Below are 17,358 nucleotides of genomic sequence, written 5' to 3' on the forward strand. Positions count from 1 at the left end.
TGGCAACCCGCTTGACGAAGAACACAGTCGCTGAGGAGCCGCGTAGCGGCGTCTCGAAGGATCGACGGCCCGGCTGGTGGCCGTGCATCCTTCGAGGCTCGCTCCGCTCGCACCTCAGGATGACGGGATTGGCAGTCGGCCGAGGGCACCTCTATTAGGCGGCCGCAGCCCCGCTGATCTTCTTCCAATAGATCATCGTCCCGGTGAGGCCGCCATGCGGCTTTAGCGCGTAGTCCGGGATGATGCCGCTGAGCCGAAAGCCCTGCTTCTCGTAAAGCGGCGCGGCGCCGTCGTCGACGGCGGTGTCGAGCACCAGCAGCGTGCGGCCGTGCGCGATCGCCAGTTGCTCGGCGGCGCGCAGCAATGCGGTCGCCGCGCCGCGGTTGCGGTGGCTCACGCGCGTCATCATCTTGGCGATCTCCGCGCGGTGCGGCTGGTTCGGCGGCAGCTTCAACAGCAGCGTCACGGTGCCGATCAGGCTGTCGCCGTCGAACGCGCCGAGCACGACTCTTTCCCCGCGCGCGGCGGCGGCGAGCGAATCCCGCCAGAACGCCTCGGCGTCATCCGGCGCCAGCGGATGCATGAAGCTGACGGAGCCACCGCTGGCGACGGTCTCAATCAACAGCTCGCTGAGCGCGCGGCGAATCGCTGGCCCGTCCTCGAGCGGCTTGATGGAAAACGGCGACATGCATCAGCTCCGGGCCAGGGCGACCACGTAGGTGCAGCCGGCGTTGGTTTCGTTGGCGAAGGTGGTCTCAGCGGGCGGCCCGAAGCCGAGGCAATCGCCGCTCGCGAGCGCATGGCGTGCGCCGCCTTCGGTGATGACGAGGCTGCCGCTCAGCACCCAGACCAGCTGGCGGATATGGGCGTAGGACGAAGCGGGCAGGGTCACGGATTGCTTCGGCGGCATGTCCACCCGCACTAGCTCGACCGGATGATCGGGACGGCTGAACACCTGCCGGCGCAGATAGCCGGTTTCCGGATCGCTCCAGACCGGCTGGGTGGCGGCGCGCGATAGCCGCTCGCCCTGGCCTTCGGCGCGCAACATCAGCCCGGCCAGGGTGAGGTCGAAGGCCGACGCGAGTCGCACCAGCACGACTGCGGTCGGGCTGACCTCGACGCGCTCGATCTTGCTGATCGTCGCCTTCGAGACGCCGGAGCGGTCGGCAAGCTCGGCCAGTGACCAGCCCCGGCCGTCGCGCTCCAGCCGGATCCGCTGCGCCAGGCGCTGGCTCAGATCGTCTATCAAAGTATCCATATGTCTATTATAATAGAAATTCCGGTTCCGATCAAGCCTCGGACTGATGCCAACGGCACCGCTTGAGATGTCGGCCATTGCGACTATCTCGGGGGTGACAATGCCCGGTCCAATCGTGTAACAGGGCGCGACTTCACGAAAAACCGCAAAGCCGATAGCGCCGTTTGTCTGGCCGCTTGGCGGCTTGTGACGGAAGGCTTGCGATGCAGACTGTCGTTATCATTATCCATCTCATGATCGTCGCCGTCATGATCGGCGCAGTGCTCTTGCAGAAATCCGAAGGCGGCGGCCTTGGCATGGGCGGCGGCGCCGGCTTCATGTCGAGCCGCGGCACCGCGAATCTGTTGTCGCGAACCACCGCGATCCTTGCGGCCGGCTTCTTCCTCACCAGCCTGTTCCTGTCCTGGTATGCCGGCTACGACCGCAAGCCGAGCTCGATCATCGGCACCGGCGCACCGGCGCAGACCCAGCCGGCCGGCGGCACGCCGCTGACGCCTCCGACCTCCGGCGGCATCCTCGATTCGCTGAAGAAGACCGACGAGCAGCAGGGGCAGCAGGCTCCGAGCGGCCCGCAGGCACCACGGTCGCAATAAAGCAGGGGCGCCATGCAGGATGCAGCGCTGGCATCCTGCATCCGAAACCCCCATTAATGCTCTGAAATCGCTCTCAGTTTAACGTAACCCACAGCCCGGTGATTTGTTTGCCGGGAACAGCCGATTCGTTTTGCGAATCGCAGGAAGCGGCTTAAAGGTAAAGTCCCATGGCGCGGTACATATTCATCACCGGCGGCGTGGTCTCCTCGCTCGGCAAGGGTCTGGCTTCAGCGGCGCTCGGCGCTTTGCTGCAGGCTAGGGGCTACAAAGTCCGCCTTCGCAAGCTCGATCCCTATCTCAACCTCGATCCCGGAACGATGTCGCCGTATCAGCACGGCGAAGTGTTCGTGACCGACGACGGCGCCGAGACCGATCTCGATCTCGGCCATTACGAGCGTTTCACCGGTCGTCCGGCCACCAAGGCCGACAACATCACGACCGGGCGGATCTACCAGGACATCATCACCAAGGAGCGCCGCGGCGATTATCTCGGCGCCACCATCCAGGTGGTCCCGCACGTCACCAACGCGATCAAGGAATTCGTGCTGTCGGGCAACGACGAGTACGATTTCGTGCTGGTGGAGATCGGCGGCACCGTCGGTGACATCGAGGGCCTGCCGTTCTTCGAGGCGATCCGCCAGCTCAAGAACGAGCTGCCGCGTGAGCACGCCGTCTACATTCACCTGACGCTTTTGCCGTACATTCCAAGTGCCGGCGAACTCAAGACAAAGCCGACGCAGCATTCGGTCAAGGAGCTGCGTTCGATCGGCATCCAGCCGGACATCCTGCTGTGCCGCACCGACCGCGAAATCCCCAAGGAAGAACGGCGCAAGCTTGGCCTGTTCTGTAACGTGCGCGAGAGCGCCGTGATCGAGGCGCGCGACGTCGACAACATCTACGCCGTACCGGAGGCCTATCACGCCGCCGGCCTCGACGACGAGGTGCTGGCCGCGTTCGGCATCACGGCGAAGATTCCGCCGGCGCTGCAGAGCTGGAACGTGATCAACGAGCGCGTCCGCAACCCGGAAGGCGCGGTGACGATCGCGATCGTCGGCAAGTACACCGGGATGAAGGACGCCTACAAATCGCTGATCGAGGCGCTCTCGCACGGCGGCATCGCCAACAAGGTGAAGGTCAATCTCGACTGGATCGAGAGCGAGGTGTTCGAGAACGAGGACCCGGCGCCGTTCCTCGAGCACGTCAACGGCATCCTGGTGCCCGGTGGCTTCGGCCAGCGCGGCGCCGAAGGCAAGATCCGCGCGGCGCAGTTCGCGCGCGAGCGCGACGTGCCGTATTTCGGCATCTGCTTCGGCATGCAGATGGCCGTGATCGAGGCGGCGCGCAATCTGGTCGGCATCGAGGAGGCCAACTCGACCGAGTTCGGCCCGACCAAGGAGCCGCTGGTCGGCCTGATGACCGAATGGCTGCGCGGCAACGAGCTCGAGAAGCGCTCGCAGAGCGGCGACCTCGGCGGCACCATGCGGCTCGGCGCCTATCCCGCGGCGCTGAACCGCGGCAGCCGCGTCTCGCAGGTCTATGGTGGCGCGACCGAGATCTCCGAGCGGCACCGCCACCGCTATGAGGTCAACACCGCCTACAAGGATCGCCTCGAGCAGCACGGCCTGCGTTTCTCCGGCATGTCACCCGACGGCGTGCTGCCCGAGATCGTCGAATACGAGGACCATCCCTGGTTCATCGGCGTCCAGTTCCACCCCGAGCTGAAGTCGCGGCCCTTCGAGCCGCATCCGCTGTTCGCATCGTTCATCGAGGCGGCAGCGAAGCAGAGCCGGCTGATGTAAGCCGCCATCGCCTGCGCCGTTACACGACGGCGCAGTCCTCGCTGGCCCGGCTTTCCTTCTTGATCGGTGAGACACCTGCATCGGCCGCGGGAGTGACGTCGCGCGTGATCAGCTTGTATTGCGGGCGTCGCGTCAGCCGGTAGACCGCGGCGGGCGGCACGTTGAGGATGGCGCGATCGACCAGCGTGGCGCGCAGGCCGAGCCGGTCGAGGATCGGCCGCGGTATCGGGCAGCGCATGCCGTAGGTGAATTGATAGAATGCGCCGCCGGGACGCATGTAGCTGAAGGCGCCGCTGACGATCGAGATCACCTTGCGCGGCGACATGTTGAGCAGCGGCAGTCCACTGACCACGGCGCCGACCGGCGCGCCCTCGTACAGCCGCTCCGAAGCCAGCCGCGCAGCGTCCATCCACAGCACGCGCGCGCCGGGAAAGCGGAGCTGCAGCAGCCGCATGAAATCCGAACCGTATTCGATCAGCGTGAGATCCTGCTGGCGCACGCCGCGCTTCAGCAGCTGATAGGTGAAGGCGCCCGTTCCAGGACCGAGCTCCAGCACCGGACCGGTGTTGGCGCTGATGTCGCGCGTGATCAGTTCGGAGAGCGCTGTGCCCGAGGGCGCGATGGCGCCGACGCGGCCGGGGGCCGCCATCCACGCCGTGAAGAAAGACAGGAGATCATGTGCCATTGGGATTCCCAGCAAAGTGTCGCAGCGCCGCGACTCGATTGCGCGGCGCGATCTCTTCTTTGCGGGGTCTGCATTGCGACAACATTGCGCGATGTTGCGTGTGTTACGATGCGAATGGTGCCGGCGGTAACGTGAGACGGAAGCTCGCGCCGCCCTTCGGTCCGTCGAGCACGGAGACGTGACCGCCATGCAACCTTGCGATCTCGCGCACCATGTTGAGTCCAAGGCCGGCGCCGCGATCGAGCGGCGCGAGCCGGTAGAATGGATCGAAGATCCGTGTGCGCTCGTCCTTCGGAATGCCGTCGCCTTCGTCTGACACGTCGACCGTCGCGGCGCTGCCGACATGGATGGTGATGGTGCCGCGGCGGCCGCCATGCTGGATGGCGTTCTGCACGAGATTGGTCAGCGCGCGCTCCAGCGCGGCGCGGTCGCCCAGCGTCTCGACCCGATTAGTTGCGGTCTCAAGCGACAATTCGTAACCGGCTGCGATCGCGAGCGGCGCGAGGTCGGCGGCGACGCTGCGCGCCACCGCGACGAGATCGACGCGGCCGAACGGATTGCGACACTGATCGAAGCGCTGGATGTCGAGCAGCTGCTCGGCGAGCGTCGCAAGCCGCGCCGAGTCTTCGAGCAGGTGGGTCTTCTCCGGTCCCGGCGGCAGCGACTCCAGCCGCGTGTTGAGGATCGCGATCGGCGTGCGCAGTTCGTGCGCGGCATCCGCGACGAAACGCTGATGGTGCGAATAGCCGTCGTCGAGCCGTTTCAGCGCGTCGTTGACGGCGCTCACCAGCGGCGCGACTTCGAGCGGCAAATGGTCAGCCGACAGCCGGCTGCCGCGTTGGCGGAAGTCGATCCGGCGGGCCTCGTCAGACGCGGACTCGATGCCGGCAAACGCGCGCCGCACCACCATCGGCGTCGCGATGAAGGTGGCGCACGCCATCAGCAACAGGCCGGGCAGGGTAGAGCCCAGGCACGTCGCCGCCATTACCAAGAGCGCCTTGGTTCCGGTCATCCGGCCTTGCGTCGCGGTGAGAATCTGGACGTTTCCGGCATCCGTGTTGACGCGCTTCAGCCGCGCCGCCGGTTTGCCGGGGCTGTCCTCCAGCATCTGGTAACCGAGCCGCGCCTGGCTGATATGATCGAGGGCATTGCCGATCCGCGCGAAATCGGCCGGCACGTCGCCTTCGGAGAGCGTGTGTCCGTCGCGGTCCCGCACGGCGAACCAGAGATCGGGAATCTCGGCGCGCAGCTTGTTGAGATCGTCGGTCGGACGCAGCATGAGTTCGCCCTGCGCGTTGCGCGCGACGGCCGATTGCACGACGTCGATGACGCGATCTTCATCCCGATTGACCAGCAGGAAGCCCGAGGCCCACAGTGCGCCAAGCACCGTGAGCACGAGGCCGGTCAGCAGGGCAGCCTGCAGTGCAACCAGGCGCCAGCTCAGTTGCGAGTGCAGGCAATAGTGATCGGCGGGTTCGCTCATGATACCTGCTTCAGCAGGTAGCCTACGCCCCGGATGCTGTGGATTTCGACGCCGGCATCGGAGTCGGCAAGCTTGCGCCGTAGCCGCGAGACGTGAGCGTCGAGCGCGTTCGACTGAATCTCTTCCTCGAAATTGTAGACGGCTTCCTCGAGCGTCCCGCGCAGCACGGTGCGGCCCATCCGGCGCAGCAGCGTCTCCAGCACCAGCAGCTCGCGCCGCGGCAGCTCGAACGGGCGGCCATTGACGCTGGCCTCGCGATGGCTGCAATCGAACGCTATGCGGCCGGCCTTGATGATCTCGAACTGCACGCCGGCGGGACGGCGCAGCACGGCGCGCAGCCGCGCCAACAGCTCCTCGACTGCGAACGGCTTGGCCAGATAGTCGTCGGCGCCGCTGTCGAGGCCGGTGATGCGGTCGGCGAGGTCGCCGCGCGCCGTCAGCACGATGATCGGAACGCCGGCGGCCTTGGCGCGCAGCTTCGGGATCAGCGTGAGGCCGTCGCCGTCGGGAAGCTGGCGGTCGAGCAGGACGGCGCCGTGCACATCGGCGGAAATAGCTTCCTCGGCCTCGGCAAGGGTCGGCACATGATCGACGACCATGTCGTAGCCCTTCAGCGCCTGCGCCAGCGCCGCCGCCATTTCGGCCTCGTCTTCAACCAGCAGTATCCGCATGTGCTTTTGGGTCCAGATCCCGTACGGCCGGTGCTAAAGCGCTATGAGGCGCGCCTTAGCCACTTGCTTGAGCATGCCCCATTTCGGAAAGCCGCTTCGCACCTTTCCGGGGACATGCTTTGGGCAAGTAACATTGCAACAACATTGCGGAAATGGCCGCTTCCGACCAGCAGGGGTGCCATGTCGTCGCCCCCTCAAGACAGTCTGGAACCCGCTGGCTATAACCGCCCGTACAACTGGATCTGGGAGGACTGCCAATGATCTACGAGACCCGCGTCTATCGCTGCCTGCCGGGCCGGCTGCCGGCGCTGCTCAAGCGCTTCGAGACCATTACGCTGAAGCTCTGGGACAAGCACGGTATCAGGCAGGCCGGCTTCTTCACGACGCTGGTCGGCGAATCCAACCAGGAACTGACCTATCTGCTGGCCTGGGAATCGCTCGCCGAGCGCGAGAAGAAATGGACCGCGTTCACGACCGATCCGGAATGGATCACCGCGCGCGCCAAGACCGAGGAGGACGGCCAGATCGTTCTCAACATCGTCAACCAGCTGTTGGTGCCGACGTCGTTCTCAGCGGTCAAGTGATGCGGTAGCGATCGGGGCGCGATGACGAGGCCTCGTCGCGCCCGGTCACCGGGCAGTTATTGCGGGCAGCCCGAGGTCTGATCGCCCTGGGTCACCATCGGCTTGCCGTTGATGAAGACGCCGTGGCTGCCTGAGGTCGTCTTGCCGCCGCAATGCGTGCGGTCGCCCATCACCACGGCCGGCTTGCCGTTGATCAGGACGTTGGGCACGCCCTCGACCAGCGCGCCGCCATTGCTGGTGGTGTCGCCGCTGCGCGCGGCCGGCTTGCCGTTGACGGTGACGCCGGCGGCGCCGCCGGTGACGACCCCGGGCTGGCTGCTGGTCTGGCCACAAGCCAGCCCCGACATCGCCGAGAAGGCGACGACAGCTCCGATCACGGCCGAAATGCGCATTTCATTCCTCATTGGGAATCCGTTCCGCGCCAGTCTATAGGGGCGGTTGGGGCAGGATTGTGATAGCACGGCGCACCCACGGCGTCAGCGCAACCCCCTCATCGTGCGGGATGGCTTGATCCATCCCCCGCGGGATTGCATGGTCGCCGGCAAAAGGATGCAGCATTTTGACCAATCAGGTTTCCGCGGCCGCCGCCGCGCCGATCGTTGCCGTCGGATCGGCCAAATTCGGCAATGCCTTGCCCATCTCGATCATCGCTGGTCCCTGCCAGCTCGAGAGCCGCGAACACGCGCTCGAAGTTGCGTCCGCGCTGAAGGAGATCGCGGCTAGGCTCAAGATCGGCCTGGTGTACAAGACCTCATTCGACAAGGCGAACCGCACCAGCGCGTCGGCCGCGCGCGGCATCGGGCTGAAGCAGGCGCTGCCGATCTTCGCCGAGATTCGCAGTTCGCTCGGGCTGCCGGTGCTGACCGACGTGCATGAACCCGACCAGTGCGCTGAGGCGGCGCAGGCGGTCGACGTGCTGCAGATCCCGGCCTTCCTGTGCCGGCAGACCGACCTCCTGCTGGCTGCGGCTGCGACCGGCAAGGTCGTCAACGTCAAGAAGGGCCAGTTCCTGGCGCCATGGGACATGACCAACGTGGTCAGCAAGATCACCGGTGCCGGCAATGCCAATGTGCTGGTCACCGAGCGCGGCGCATCGTTCGGCTACAACACGCTGGTGTCGGACATGCGCGCGCTGCCGATCCTGTCGCGCACCACTGGCGCGCCCGTGATCTTCGACGCCACCCATTCGGTGCAGCAGCCGGGCGGCAAGGGGACTTCGTCGGGCGGCGAACGCGAATTCGTGCCGGTGCTGGCGCGCGCGGCGGTCGCGGTCGGCGTCGCCGGCGTCTTCATCGAGACCCATCCCGATCCGGATCACGCGCCGTCGGATGGCCCCAACATGGTGCCGCTCCGCGATTTCGAATCCCTCGTCAAGCGGCTGATGCAGTTCGACGCGCTCGCCAAGACGGCAGCCTGACGGGGTGACGACGACATGACCGCAAAGAGCGGCATGCCGCCGGTTCTCAACGTCATCACGCTGGCGACATTCGCGGCGAGCCTGTCGGTGCGCGCGCTCGATCCGGTGCTGCCGCATGTCGCCGAGGATTTCGGTGTCAGCATCGCGACCGCAGCGAGCTTTGCCGCGGTATTCGCTTTCACCTTCGCAATCATCCAGCCGGCGATCGGCGCCGCCGCCGATCTGTTCGGCAAGGCGCGTCTGATGACGATCTGCCTCGGACTGCTCGGCGTCGCCAGTATTCTCGGCGCGCTGTCGACCTCGTTCCCGATGCTGTTCGTGACCCGCATCCTCGCCGGCATCGGCTCGGGCGGCGTGTTTCCGGTGGCGCTGTCGCTGACCAGCGATCTGGTCGGCCCCGACAAGCGGCAGCTTGCGATCGGGCGAACGCTCGCGGGCTCGATGACCGGCAATCTGCTCGGCGCCACGGCCTCCGGCCTGATCGGCGACTTCCTCGGCTGGCGCGGCGTGCTCGCGGTGCTTGGCGGCCTCGTGATCATCGTAGCAGTTGCAGTTGCGGCGGGTTTCCGCGGCGCCGCGTTGAACCGTCCGCCGCGCACCAGCCTGAAGGCGCTTCGCCACGGCTATCGCACCATCTTCACCAATCCGAACGCGCGGATCTGCTATTCGGCGGTCTTCATCGAAGGCTGCTGCGTGCTCGGGCTGTTTCCTTTCATCGCCTCGTTTCTGTTCGAACTCGGCGAGACGTCGCTCTCGATCGCCGGCATCGTGATCGCGGGCTTTGCGATCGGCGGATTGCTCTACACGCTGACGGTGGCGCGCCTGCTGCCGTTGATCGGGGTGAGGGGTATGATGATCGTCGGCGCGACGCTGGTCGGCATTCAACTCGTCGGCGTCGCCTTCGGGCCGCACTGGAAGCTGCAGATGGCGGGCCTCCTGGTGATGGGCCTCGGCTTCTACATGATCCACGGCTGCCTGCAGGTGTTCGCCAGCGAGCTATCGGTCGAGGCGCGCGCCACCGCACTGTCGCTGCACTCGTTCTTCTTCTTCATGGGTCAGACCGTCGGCCCGATCGCATATGGCTTCGGCCTGCAACACGCCGGCAAGACCGCGACGCTGGTCTCCGCCGCCGCTGTGATGGTCGTGCTCGGATTTATCTGTGCGAGATTCCTGAAGCAGACGCGACCTGCGGACGCCGCCGCGCGGCCGGATGTCGAGCCCTAGCGATCCCAGGTCATCTCGGTCCGCGGACTCCCACAACTTATTTCAAAGATAAGACGACCGGCCCCGCAGCCGGATCGGTCACGCCGAGACCGTTGCCGAGATCTTCGAGCGTGTCGCGAAAAGAATTGAGCGTGGCAATCATGGCTGGCCGCGCCTCGATGCACGCGTCCATATTTTGCCACTCGGCGATGATGCAGTAGGAGCGGTCACCGGTTTTAATAATGTTGGCATGCAATAGACCCGGCCAGGTTGCTCCAATTATCTTGTGAGCGTCCAGGAATTCCTGATCGCGCCCCGGCTTCACTCGAAAACGCACAGCATTGAAAGCGGTCACCGTCTTCTCCCAAAGCACTGAGACGCTAGAGGAAGCGCGCTTACGTGGGGCGCGCAAGTTGAAAGCGTATGCGTTCACTGCCGCTTCGCGGCGGTCACAGATCGATTGGCCGGCCTACTGGGCCTTTATCATCTTCGCCAATTCATGGCGCAATTCCGGGCTATCGTGATGGCCATGCACCGCGACAGCGTGTTGCACCGCCGCTTCCAAAAGTTCCTTTTGAGTATCAGCTGAAATCGCGATCGTGCAGTTCATCTCACTTGGGTATTCTCGGCAATCCACAAACATTCTACCCAAATCTGCCTCCATCAATACGAGTAAACTATTCGCCGTGCTGAACTACTCCACTCACGACAATTCCCGCGTCTGCTGACTAAGCCTGACTTCTTCAAATGATTGCTCATGGCCGGCCAGCTTACGTGCCGCCTACAACGAGCGTGCCGACCGTCGTCGATCGTGGTCGCTTCGACCACATTGGCGCAGCCATTATCGAACATATCATACATCGAAGGGGGCGCCATGTCAGTTCCTGGCCCAAGGCCGACATGCATGTCGGCTTCTGCGCCGCTTTCGAGGGGCAGTAGACGTGGCGAACTGAAGGGTGCCCGTCCTACCCCCGCCCGCGATACGTCGCGACGCCCTGGTCGGGAACCCAGAGGCCCTTCGGCAGCCGGCCGGTCTGGAAGAACACGTCGATCGGGATGCCGCCGCGCGGATACCAGTAGCCGCCGATGCGCAGCCATTTCGGCTTGATCTCGTCTGATATCCGCTTGCCGATCATGACGGTGCAATCCTCATGGAATGCGCCGTGGTTGCGGAAGCTCGCGGCGAACAGCTTCAGCGATTTGGATTCCAACAGCCAGCGGCCCGGAACGTAGTCGATCACCAGATGCGCGAAATCCGGTTGGCCCGTCACCGGGCAGATCGAGGTGAATTCCGGCACCGTGAAGCGTACCAGATAATCGGTACCAGCCTGCGGATTGGGCACACGGTCGAGTTGCGCCTTTTCCGGCGCGTCGGGCCATTCCACCGCACGGCCGAGTTGCAGGCCGGGGGAGGTCGTTGATTTGCTGGATTTCTTCGCCATTCGGGGTCTCCGTGGCGCTCTCATAGCCAATGCCGGGGGGCTCGTCACCCGGCCTTTTCCCCCTCGATGCATTGCGCTAGAAGCACCGCCATCCGTCCCCCCCTGACTGCCACAAGAGGTTCTCATGACTGACATCGTCGACATCATCGGCCGCGAAATCCTGGACAGCCGCGGCAATCCCACGGTCGAGGTCGATGTGGTGCTGGAAGATGGGTCGATCGGCCGCGCGGCGGTGCCGTCCGGCGCCTCCACCGGCGCCCATGAGGCGGTCGAACTGCGCGATGGCGACAAGTCGCGTTATCTCGGCAAGGGCGTGGAAAAGGCGGTCGCCGCCGTCAATGGCGAGATCTTCGAGGCGCTCAGCGACCAGGCGGTCGAGGAGCAGGTCGCGATCGACCAGATCATGATCGAACTCGACGGCACGCCGAACAAGAGCCGGCTCGGGGCCAACGCCATCCTCGGGGTCTCGCTGGCCTGCGCCAAGGCCGCAGCCGAATCCTTCGACATGCCGCTGTATCGTTATGTCGGCGGCACCTCGGCGCGGACGCTGCCGGTGCCGATGATGAACATCATCAATGGCGGCGTGCATGCCGACAACCCGATCGACTTCCAGGAGTTCATGATCCTGCCGGTCGGCGCCACGTCGTTCGCCGAAGCGCTGCGCTGCGGCTCGGAGATCTTCCACACGTTGCGCGGCGAGCTGAAGAAAGCCGGCCACAACACCAATGTCGGCGACGAGGGCGGTTTTGCGCCGAACCTGCCGTCGGCCGACGCTGCGCTTGAGTTCGTCATGAACGCGATCGGCAAGGCCGGCTACAAGGCGGGCGACGACGTCGTGCTCGGCCTCGACTGCGCCTCCACCGAATTCTTCAAGGAAGGCGCCTACGTTTATGGCGGCGAGAACAAAACCCGCTCGCGTTCGGAGCAGGTGAAGTATCTCGCCGACCTCGTCGGCCGTTATCCGATCGTCACCATCGAGGACGGCATGTCGGAAGACGACATGGACGGCTGGAAGGAATTGACGGACGCGATCGGCAACAAGTGCCAGCTGGTCGGCGACGATTTGTTCGTCACCAACGTCACGCGGCTTGCCGACGGCATCAAGAACGGCCGCGGCAATTCGATCCTGGTCAAGGTCAACCAGATCGGCACGCTGACCGAGACGCTCGCGGCGATCGAGATGGCCTACAAGGCCGGCTACACCGCCGTGATGTCGCATCGCTCCGGCGAGACCGAGGACTCCACGATCGCCGATCTCGCGGTAGCCACCAATTGCGGGCAGATCAAGACCGGCTCGCTGGCGCGTTCCGACCGCACCGCCAAGTACAACCAGCTGCTGCGCATCGAGCAGCAGCTCGGCACCCAGGCGAAATACGCGGGCAGGGCGGCCTTGAAGGCGCTGGCCTAACGCCCCAACTGATCGGGACTGAACAAACGCAAAAAAGGGAGGTCGGGATGAGTGACGGCAAGAGCGGTCTGCAGCTGCGTTCGCTGCTCAAGAAGGATGGCGAACTGGAGATATCGCTGGTCAATGTCCCGACCCCCGAGCCCGGTCCCGACGAGGTCGTGGTCCGGGTCGAGGCCAGCCCGATCAATCCGTCCGACCTCGGGCTCCTGATCGGCCCGGCCAACATGGCGGCGGCCAAGGTCACCGGCAGCAAGGAATTGCCCGTGGTGACCGCGCGCGTGCCGGAAGCGGCATTGCCTGGCCTTGCCGCGCGGCTCGACGAGTCGATGCCGGTCGGCAATGAAGGCGCCGGCGTCGTGATCAGGACCGGCTCGTCGGACGCTGCGAAAGCGCTGATGGGCCGCACGGTCGCGATGATCGGCGGCGCGATGTATGCGCAATACCGCACGCTCCGCGTCGGCGAATGCCTGCCGCTGCCCGACGGCACCACGCCGGCGGAAGGCGCGTCCTGCTTCGTCAATCCGCTGACGGCGCTCGGCATGACCGAGACGATGCGGCGCGAGGGGCACAAGGCGCTGGTGCACACCGCGGCAGCGTCGAACCTCGGCCAGATGCTCAACAAGATCTGCCTCAAGGACGGCATCGGCCTCGTCAACATCGTGCGCAACAGGGAGCAGGCCTACATCCTGGACAAGATCGGCGCCAAGCATGTCGTCGATTCCAGTGCGTCCGATTTCATGGACAAGCTCACCGGCGCGCTGGTCGAGACCGGCGCGACCATCGCTTTCGATGCGATCGGCGGCGGCAAGCTCGCGGGCCAGATCCTGGTCGCGATGGAGACCGCGATCAACAAGACCGCCAAGGTCTACAGCCGCTACGGCTCGAACGTGCACAAGCAGGTCTACGTCTATGGCGGCCTCGATACCCGCGACATCGAGCTGCCGCGCGGCTTCGGCATGGCCTGGGGCATCGGCGGCTGGCTGCTGTTCCCGTTCCTGATGAAGATCGGTCCGGAGGCCGGCAACAAGCTGCGCCAGCGCGTGGTCGCCGAGCTGAAGACGACCTTCGCCAGCCATTACACCAAGGTGGTGTCGCTGCAGGAGACCCTGCAGCTCGACAACATCGCGGTCTACGGCAAGCGCGCCACCGGTGAGAAATTCCTGATCAACCCGAACAAGGGCGCGTAACGCAGCCTCGTCAAGAGCTTCGGTTCTGTTGGATCAGAACCGACGCTCTTGCTTCTTGTTTTGACGCGTTTTCTTCACGCGAACCGGTACCCACTTCGCTCGTAACGCTCTACTCGCGCTCGAATGCCAGCTTCCTGGAGCGCTTGTGGCGCTCCAGGGCGTGGCCGATCAGGACATCCATCAGCTCGGATTGCGGCAGGCCGCTGGCCTCCCACAGTCGTGGATACATGCTGATGTTGGTGAAGCCGGGCAGGGTGTTCGCCTCGTTCACGAACGCCTGCTCGCCGTGCAGGAAGAAGTCGATCCGCGCCATGCCTTCGCAACCGAGCACGCGGAATGTCTTGATGGCGAGCTCCCTGATGGTTTCGGCGACGGCAGCCGGCACGTCGGCCGGCACTTGCAGCAGCGCGCCATCCGCATCGAGATACTTGGCGTCGTAAGAATAGAAGCCGTGTCTGTCGGACGGAACGATCTCGCCAAGCTGGGAGGCACGGATGCGGCCCTCGGCATCCTCGAGCACGGAGCACTCGACCTCGCGGATCGGTGCGACACCGCGCTCGATCAGGATCTTGCTGTCGAAGCGAAACGCCAGTCTGCAACCAGCCTCGAACTCCTCTGCGGTGCGCGCCTTCGACACGCCGACCGATGATCCCATGTTGGCCGGCTTGACGAAGACCTCCTGCGACCCCAGGGCGCTGACCGCGTCGTCATAGCTGATGGGCGCCGCGCTCGACATCGCGACAAAGGGGACGATCGGCAATCCCGCCTCGCGCATCAAGCGCTTGGCTATGTCCTTGTCCATGCCGGCCGCTGAGCCCATCACGCGCGAGCCGACATAGGCGACATCGGACAATTCCAGCGCACCCTGCACCGTGCCGTCCTCGCCGTTCGGTCCATGCAGCACCGGGAAGACGACGTCGAACGCCGGCAATTCCGCGGGCCCCGCCGCCGGTCCCTGAAGCACCACGACACGGCCCTGTCCGCCCGGCAGCAGAGCGAGTTGCGGTGCGTTGTCCGGAATGATCAGCGCGCCGCTTCCCGTGCCGGCGCCGTTTCCCGCATCGGTGACGAGCCAGCGGCCATCGCGGGTGATGCCGATCGCCGTGGCGTCATAGCGATCCGGGTCGAGCGAACGAAGCACGTTCGCGGCTGACGCCCGCGAAACGTCGTGTTCGGCCGATCGCCCGCCGAACAGGATTGCAACCCGGATCTTGCGCTCTGCCATCAGCTGCTCTTCGGTCGGCTCGATGCTGCGTGGAACCGGTACAATATGTTGCGAGGAACGTGTCGACAATTTGCCGCCGGTTGCGCCCGGCGCAGCTTTCGGGCGGAATGGCATTGTCCGGCGGCGAGCTGACGGCGCTTGAGCCGCGGGGCCTCAGGGCCGTTGGTCCAAGATTCGCGAACGCTGCGTTTCCGGAATTGAGCGATCCATGCACTTGCATCTTTCTGGGCGTGCCGGTAGGTGATGTGCACCAGTCTTACGCGCAACCCGAGGGGAATTTGCAATGGCCTATAACATCGTCGCCATCGTCGGCAGCATCCGCAAGCAGAGCTTCTCGCTCAAGATCGCCAATGCGCTGGCCAAGCTCGCGCCGGCCTCGCTGAAGATCGATGTGACGACCCTCGAGGGCATTTCCTTCTTCAACCAGGACCTCGAGGCGGCGCCGCCGGCCGACTGGCTCGCCTTCCGCGAGAAGCTGCAGAAGTCGAACGGCGTGCTGTTTGTGACTCCCGAATACAATCGCTCGGTCCCGGGCGTGCTGAAGAACGCGATCGACGTCGCCTCGCGGCCCTATGGCAAGAGCTCCTTCATCGGCAAGCCGGTCGGCATCATCTCCAACTCGCCGGGCCCGCTCGGCGGCGTCAGCGCGGCGAAGCACCTGCAGAACATCCTGCCGGGCATTTCCGGCCCGATCCTCGGTCAGCCGGAAACCTATCTCAACGGCATCGGCGATGCCTTCGACGACAAGGGCGAACTGACCAAGGAGTCGCTCAAGACGGTGTTGCAGCAGTACCTCGACGCCTTCGCGGCCTTCGTCGCGAAGCAGAACGGCTAAGTAAGTTTAGCGTTCGTTAACCCCATGGCCGCATCTTCGCGGCCATGGTTTCGCGCACACGCCTCAAATCGATTCTGACCGGGCTCGCCCTATACACACTGGCGGCGTTGATGGTCGGCTATTTCGGCGTCAACGCCTACACCGGCAAATACGGTCTGAACGCGCGGCAGGAGCTCGACCAGGAAATCATCGCGCTAACCTCGGAGCTGGCGCGCTTGAAGAAGGAACGGGCCGAGGGCGAGCAGCGGGTGTCACTGCTGCGGTCGGACCGGGTCGATCCCGACATGCTGGACGAGCGTGCGCGCTTCCAACTCGACTACGCCAACCCCCGCGATCTCGTTCGGGTCAACAAGTCGAACTGACGCGTTCGCAAATTTCAAAAACGTTCGCGCACTATCACAAAAGTGTCGCGCCGCGCTGCAGTGCGGCATAGCAAAATTCCATCGGGCGAACGCAATCCTTTCAAGGCGATTTGAGTTGGGTTAGAGAGGGTTCTTCGACTTCTCTCACCCGGAATTGCCATGGCTGCACCCAAGAAAACCGTCGCAAAAGAATCAGGGCACGAGACGGCCGGCTCTCCTCCCGAATTCTCCAGGGAGCAGGAGCTCAAGGCACTGCGGGACATGCTCCTGATCCGGCGCTTCGAGGAGAAGGCCGGTCAGCTCTACGGCATGGGTGCGATCGGCGGCTTCTGCCATCTCTATATCGGCCAGGAAGCCGTCGTGGTCGGCATGCAGATGGCATTGAAGCAGGGCGACGAGGTCATAACGGGCTACCGCGACCACGGGCACATGCTGGCTTGCGACATGGAAGCCAAGGGCGTGATGGCGGAACTGACCGGACGCCGCGGCGGCTATTCCCACGGCAAGGGCGGCTCCATGCACATGTTCAGCAAGGAGAAGCATTTCTACGGCGGTCACGGAATCGTGGGCGCGCAGGTGTCGCTCGGCACCGGCCTTGCGTTCGCCAACCGCTATCGCGGCAACGATAACGTCAGCGTGACCTATTTCGGCGACGGCGCGGCCAACCAGGGCCAGGTCTACGAAAGCTTCAACATGGCGGAGCTGTGGAAGCTGCCGGTGATCTACGTCATCGAGAACAATCGCTATGCGATGGGCACCGCGGTGTCGCGCGCCTCGGCGCAGCAGGATTTCTCCAAGCGCGGCGTCTCGTTCAACATTCCCGGCAAGCAGGTCGACGGCATGGACGTGCGCGCAGTCAAGGCCGCCGCCGATGAGGCCGTGGCATGGTGCCGCGGCGGCAACGGTCCGATCATTCTGGAGATGCAGACCTACCGTTACCGCGGCCATTCGATGTCCGATCCGGCGAAGTACCGCACCCGAGAGGAAGTCGAGAAGGTTCGCCACGACCAGGACCCGATCGAGCAGGTGCGCAACCGTCTGCTGGCGGCAGGCGTGAGCGAGCAGGACCTGAAGGCGATCGACGCCGGGGTGCGCGAGATCGTCAACGAAGCCGCCGACTTCGCGCAGCACGATCCGGAGCCCGATCCGTCCGAGCTCTACACCGACATCTACCGCTGATCCCACCCGCGCAGAAGAATCTCAAGA

The 17,358-nt window shown here is 64.6% G+C and carries 20 protein-coding genes; 10 read left to right on the plus strand and 10 right to left on the minus strand.

Translation table 11 applies throughout. The features are described 5' to 3' along the window. Window positions 1–154: 154 nt before the first annotated feature. Together BraRD5C2_RS01350 and BraRD5C2_RS01355 are read right to left on the minus strand one after the other, a co-directional pair. On the minus strand, window positions 155–688 hold the full coding sequence (locus tag BraRD5C2_RS01350) for a GNAT family N-acetyltransferase (RefSeq protein WP_223966317.1): 534 nt from the start codon (window positions 686–688) through the stop codon (window positions 155–157). 3 nt (window positions 689–691) lie between these two features. Continuing rightward, window positions 692–1,258: a helix-turn-helix domain-containing protein gene (locus tag BraRD5C2_RS01355; RefSeq protein WP_223966505.1), complete on the minus strand. Its 567-nt coding sequence runs from the start codon at window positions 1,256–1,258 to the stop codon at window positions 692–694. 203 nt (window positions 1,259–1,461) lie between these two features. Here BraRD5C2_RS01355 and secG point away from each other — a divergent pair, with 203 nt between their 5' ends. Together secG and BraRD5C2_RS01365 are read left to right on the plus strand one after the other, a co-directional pair. Beyond that, a complete protein-coding gene (gene secG, locus BraRD5C2_RS01360) occupies window positions 1,462–1,851 on the plus strand; it encodes a preprotein translocase subunit SecG (RefSeq protein WP_223966319.1) in 390 nt (129 codons plus the stop codon). A gap of 167 nt (window positions 1,852–2,018) precedes the next feature. Next, entirely contained in the window at window positions 2,019–3,650 is a 1,632-nt protein-coding gene (locus tag BraRD5C2_RS01365; RefSeq protein ID WP_097676323.1) for a CTP synthase, read from the plus strand. Window positions 3,651–3,669: 19 nt separating this feature from the next. Here BraRD5C2_RS01365 and BraRD5C2_RS01370 read toward each other — a convergent pair whose 3' ends face one another. The 3 genes from BraRD5C2_RS01370 to BraRD5C2_RS01380 all read right to left on the minus strand — a co-directional run bounded on the left by BraRD5C2_RS01370 (window position 3,670) and on the right by BraRD5C2_RS01380 (window position 6,489). Continuing rightward, window positions 3,670–4,335 carry a class I SAM-dependent methyltransferase gene (locus tag BraRD5C2_RS01370; RefSeq protein WP_223966321.1) on the minus strand — a complete coding sequence of 222 codons (666 nt, stop codon included), beginning with the start codon at window positions 4,333–4,335 and terminating at the stop codon, window positions 3,670–3,672. Between the two features lie 103 nt (window positions 4,336–4,438). Beyond that, entirely contained in the window at window positions 4,439–5,818 is a 1,380-nt protein-coding gene (locus BraRD5C2_RS01375) for a sensor histidine kinase (RefSeq protein ID WP_223966323.1), read from the minus strand. Further along, on the minus strand, window positions 5,815–6,489 hold the full coding sequence (locus BraRD5C2_RS01380) for a response regulator (protein ID WP_223966325.1): 675 nt from the start codon (window positions 6,487–6,489) through the stop codon (window positions 5,815–5,817). Before BraRD5C2_RS01380 ends, BraRD5C2_RS01375 begins: the two co-directional genes overlap by 4 nt. 257 nt (window positions 6,490–6,746) lie before the next feature. On the opposite strand from BraRD5C2_RS01380, the gene BraRD5C2_RS01385 reads away from it, so the two are divergent. Next, window positions 6,747–7,073: an NIPSNAP family protein gene (locus BraRD5C2_RS01385; protein WP_223966327.1), complete on the plus strand. Its 327-nt coding sequence runs from the start codon at window positions 6,747–6,749 to the stop codon at window positions 7,071–7,073. 56 nt (window positions 7,074–7,129) lie between these two features. Here BraRD5C2_RS01385 and BraRD5C2_RS01390 read toward each other — a convergent pair whose 3' ends face one another. Continuing rightward, a complete protein-coding gene (locus BraRD5C2_RS01390; RefSeq protein ID WP_223966329.1) occupies window positions 7,130–7,465 on the minus strand; it encodes a PAAR domain-containing protein in 336 nt (111 codons plus the stop codon). A gap of 167 nt (window positions 7,466–7,632) precedes the next feature. On the opposite strand from BraRD5C2_RS01390, the gene kdsA reads away from it, so the two are divergent. Further along, window positions 7,633–8,490, plus strand: coding sequence for a 3-deoxy-8-phosphooctulonate synthase (gene kdsA / locus BraRD5C2_RS01395; RefSeq protein ID WP_223966332.1), 858 nt, complete (start codon window positions 7,633–7,635; stop codon window positions 8,488–8,490). Window positions 8,491–8,505: 15 nt separating this feature from the next. Next, the gene (locus BraRD5C2_RS01400; protein ID WP_223966333.1) at window positions 8,506–9,714 is read left to right on the plus strand and encodes an MFS transporter; all 1,209 of its coding nucleotides are present in this window, start codon (window positions 8,506–8,508) and stop codon (window positions 9,712–9,714) included. 37 nt (window positions 9,715–9,751) lie between these two features. Here the strand turns inward: BraRD5C2_RS01400 and BraRD5C2_RS01405 are convergent, their stop codons facing one another. The 3 genes from BraRD5C2_RS01405 to queF form a co-directional block, all read right to left on the minus strand. After that, complete coding sequence (locus BraRD5C2_RS01405; protein WP_223966334.1) at window positions 9,752–10,048, minus strand: antibiotic biosynthesis monooxygenase; 297 nt, start codon at window positions 10,046–10,048, stop codon at window positions 9,752–9,754. A 114-nt stretch (window positions 10,049–10,162) separates the two neighbouring features. Further along, a complete protein-coding gene (locus BraRD5C2_RS01410; RefSeq protein WP_463671630.1) occupies window positions 10,163–10,303 on the minus strand; it encodes a DUF1059 domain-containing protein in 141 nt (46 codons plus the stop codon). Between the two features lie 355 nt (window positions 10,304–10,658). Beyond that, the gene (queF, locus tag BraRD5C2_RS01415; protein ID WP_038385158.1) at window positions 10,659–11,135 is read right to left on the minus strand and encodes a preQ(1) synthase; all 477 of its coding nucleotides are present in this window, start codon (window positions 11,133–11,135) and stop codon (window positions 10,659–10,661) included. A 124-nt stretch (window positions 11,136–11,259) separates the two neighbouring features. Between queF and eno the strand changes: the two genes are divergently transcribed. Together eno and BraRD5C2_RS01425 are read left to right on the plus strand one after the other, a co-directional pair. Then, window positions 11,260–12,543 (plus strand): phosphopyruvate hydratase, encoded by a 1,284-nt coding sequence (eno, locus tag BraRD5C2_RS01420; protein WP_223966336.1) that lies wholly within the window; start codon window positions 11,260–11,262, stop codon window positions 12,541–12,543. 47 nt (window positions 12,544–12,590) lie between these two features. Beyond that, window positions 12,591–13,730, plus strand: coding sequence for a zinc-binding dehydrogenase (locus tag BraRD5C2_RS01425; protein ID WP_223966337.1), 1,140 nt, complete (start codon window positions 12,591–12,593; stop codon window positions 13,728–13,730). 109 nt (window positions 13,731–13,839) lie between these two features. On the opposite strand, the gene BraRD5C2_RS01430 is transcribed toward BraRD5C2_RS01425, so the two are convergent. Further along, window positions 13,840–14,955, minus strand: a complete 1,116-nt coding sequence (locus tag BraRD5C2_RS01430) for a D-alanine--D-alanine ligase family protein (RefSeq protein ID WP_223966338.1) — start codon at window positions 14,953–14,955, stop codon at window positions 13,840–13,842. A 283-nt stretch (window positions 14,956–15,238) separates the two neighbouring features. Here BraRD5C2_RS01430 and BraRD5C2_RS01435 point away from each other — a divergent pair, with 283 nt between their 5' ends. The 3 genes from BraRD5C2_RS01435 (at window position 15,239) to pdhA (ending at window position 17,331) form a co-directional block, all read left to right on the plus strand. Beyond that, on the plus strand, window positions 15,239–15,790 hold the full coding sequence (locus BraRD5C2_RS01435) for an NADPH-dependent FMN reductase (protein WP_223966340.1): 552 nt from the start codon (window positions 15,239–15,241) through the stop codon (window positions 15,788–15,790). Between the two features lie 44 nt (window positions 15,791–15,834). Beyond that, window positions 15,835–16,152: an FtsB family cell division protein gene (locus BraRD5C2_RS01440; RefSeq protein ID WP_223966342.1), complete on the plus strand. Its 318-nt coding sequence runs from the start codon at window positions 15,835–15,837 to the stop codon at window positions 16,150–16,152. Window positions 16,153–16,311: 159 nt separating this feature from the next. Beyond that, window positions 16,312–17,331, plus strand: a complete 1,020-nt coding sequence (gene pdhA, locus BraRD5C2_RS01445) for a pyruvate dehydrogenase (acetyl-transferring) E1 component subunit alpha (protein WP_223966344.1) — start codon at window positions 16,312–16,314, stop codon at window positions 17,329–17,331. Window positions 17,332–17,358: the final 27 nt, after the last annotated feature.

Origin of the sequence: Bradyrhizobium sp. RD5-C2, assembly GCF_019972155.1 — a bacterium.
Lineage (GTDB): Bacteria > Pseudomonadota > Alphaproteobacteria > Rhizobiales > Xanthobacteraceae > Bradyrhizobium.

Excerpts from the sequence above, each read along its gene's own strand:
- BraRD5C2_RS01380 (WP_223966325.1), bottom strand. The coding sequence starts at position 6,489 with ATGCGGATACTGCTGGTTGAAGACGAGGCCGAAATGGCGGCGGCGCTG.
- eno (WP_223966336.1), top strand. The coding sequence starts at position 11,260 with ATGACTGACATCGTCGACATCATCGGCCGCGAAATCCTGGACAGCCGC.
- pdhA (WP_223966344.1), top strand. The coding sequence starts at position 16,312 with ATGGCTGCACCCAAGAAAACCGTCGCAAAAGAATCAGGGCACGAGACG.
- BraRD5C2_RS01385 (WP_223966327.1), top strand. The coding sequence starts at position 6,747 with ATGATCTACGAGACCCGCGTCTATCGCTGCCTGCCGGGCCGGCTGCCG.
- BraRD5C2_RS01435 (WP_223966340.1), top strand. The coding sequence starts at position 15,239 with ATGGCCTATAACATCGTCGCCATCGTCGGCAGCATCCGCAAGCAGAGC.
- secG (WP_223966319.1), top strand. The coding sequence starts at position 1,462 with ATGCAGACTGTCGTTATCATTATCCATCTCATGATCGTCGCCGTCATG.
- BraRD5C2_RS01400 (WP_223966333.1), top strand. The coding sequence starts at position 8,506 with ATGACCGCAAAGAGCGGCATGCCGCCGGTTCTCAACGTCATCACGCTG.
- BraRD5C2_RS01350 (WP_223966317.1), bottom strand. The coding sequence starts at position 688 with ATGTCGCCGTTTTCCATCAAGCCGCTCGAGGACGGGCCAGCGATTCGC.
- BraRD5C2_RS01365 (WP_097676323.1), top strand. The coding sequence starts at position 2,019 with ATGGCGCGGTACATATTCATCACCGGCGGCGTGGTCTCCTCGCTCGGC.
- BraRD5C2_RS01425 (WP_223966337.1), top strand. The coding sequence starts at position 12,591 with ATGAGTGACGGCAAGAGCGGTCTGCAGCTGCGTTCGCTGCTCAAGAAG.
- BraRD5C2_RS01390 (WP_223966329.1), bottom strand. The coding sequence starts at position 7,465 with ATGCGCATTTCGGCCGTGATCGGAGCTGTCGTCGCCTTCTCGGCGATG.
- queF (WP_038385158.1), bottom strand. The coding sequence starts at position 11,135 with ATGGCGAAGAAATCCAGCAAATCAACGACCTCCCCCGGCCTGCAACTC.
- BraRD5C2_RS01355 (WP_223966505.1), bottom strand. The coding sequence starts at position 1,258 with ATGGATACTTTGATAGACGATCTGAGCCAGCGCCTGGCGCAGCGGATC.
- BraRD5C2_RS01430 (WP_223966338.1), bottom strand. The coding sequence starts at position 14,955 with ATGGCAGAGCGCAAGATCCGGGTTGCAATCCTGTTCGGCGGGCGATCG.
- BraRD5C2_RS01370 (WP_223966321.1), bottom strand. The coding sequence starts at position 4,335 with ATGGCACATGATCTCCTGTCTTTCTTCACGGCGTGGATGGCGGCCCCC.
- BraRD5C2_RS01410 (WP_463671630.1), bottom strand. The coding sequence starts at position 10,303 with ATGAACTGCACGATCGCGATTTCAGCTGATACTCAAAAGGAACTTTTG.
- BraRD5C2_RS01440 (WP_223966342.1), top strand. The coding sequence starts at position 15,835 with ATGGTTTCGCGCACACGCCTCAAATCGATTCTGACCGGGCTCGCCCTA.
- BraRD5C2_RS01375 (WP_223966323.1), bottom strand. The coding sequence starts at position 5,818 with ATGAGCGAACCCGCCGATCACTATTGCCTGCACTCGCAACTGAGCTGG.